This is a genomic window from Desulfovibrio piger ATCC 29098, from assembly GCF_000156375.1.
GTDB classification, from domain to species: Bacteria; Desulfobacterota; Desulfovibrionia; order Desulfovibrionales; family Desulfovibrionaceae; genus Desulfovibrio; species Desulfovibrio piger.
This window is the reverse complement of the sequence record NZ_DS996381.1, coordinates 1-828: the sequence shown is the minus strand read 5'-3', so window position 1 is coordinate 828 and position 828 is coordinate 1. Positions and strand designations below refer to the sequence as shown.

The following is an 828-nucleotide window of genomic DNA, read 5'->3' as shown; positions in this document are numbered from 1 at the left end:
TCAGGACTCATTAAAGGTAAAAAATGACAATGGCAGCAATATGGATTGCCGAAAGGAATGTATGGGCACAGCGATCATAGCGCATGGCTATGCGGCGCCAGTCTTTCAATCGAGCAAACATATTCTCTATCTTGTGACGCTGACAATACAGCTTTTTGTCGTAATTATCCTGACTTCTTGTATTTTTTTCGAGCTGGAATGCAGGGCGTGCAGTTCTGGCTTTTCAAATGCTTGCGAATCATGACGCATCATAGCCCCTGTCGGCAAGAAGAGCTGAAGCTGAAGGTAAACCGGGCAGCAAGTATGCCGCACCAGCGTAATCACTGACAGGGCCAGCTGTCAGCAATGTCCGAATAGGACGCCCCAGGGCATCACAGACCGCATGCAATTTGGTGTTCAATCCTCCCTTTGTTCGTCCGATACATCGGGAAGAAGCCCTTTTTTTCTCAGACTTGCGGCTGTCCTGTGAGCTTTCAGATGAGTAGCGTCAATCATGAGAAGAGTGTGTCCTGGGAATTTTCAGCAAGAGCCGTAAAAATCTTTTCAAAGACACCCATTTTGCTCCATCTGACAAACCGGTTATAAAGAGTCTTATAGGGGCCGTATTCTTTTGGAGCATCTTTCCATTGAAGGCCAAACTTGAGAACATAGATAATTCCACTGAGAATTTTTTGGTCATCAACTCTGGGAACACCTCTGGAGCGAGGAAAGAAAGGGCGGATGGTATCCATTTGAGCAGATGAAAGATAAAAAAGAGTAGACATGGTAACCTCCGTCTCCATACCTACTCTTTTTTGAAGCGTATGGAAATAATGAGTCCTGACCCTA

At 45.5% G+C, this 828-nt stretch carries 1 pseudogene; it reads right to left on the bottom strand.

The features are described 5' to 3' along the window. Positions 1-10: 10 nt before the first annotated feature. A pseudogene (locus tag DESPIG_RS13435) lies at positions 11-764 on the bottom strand (IS5 family transposase). Between the last annotated feature and the right edge of the window lie 64 nt (positions 765-828).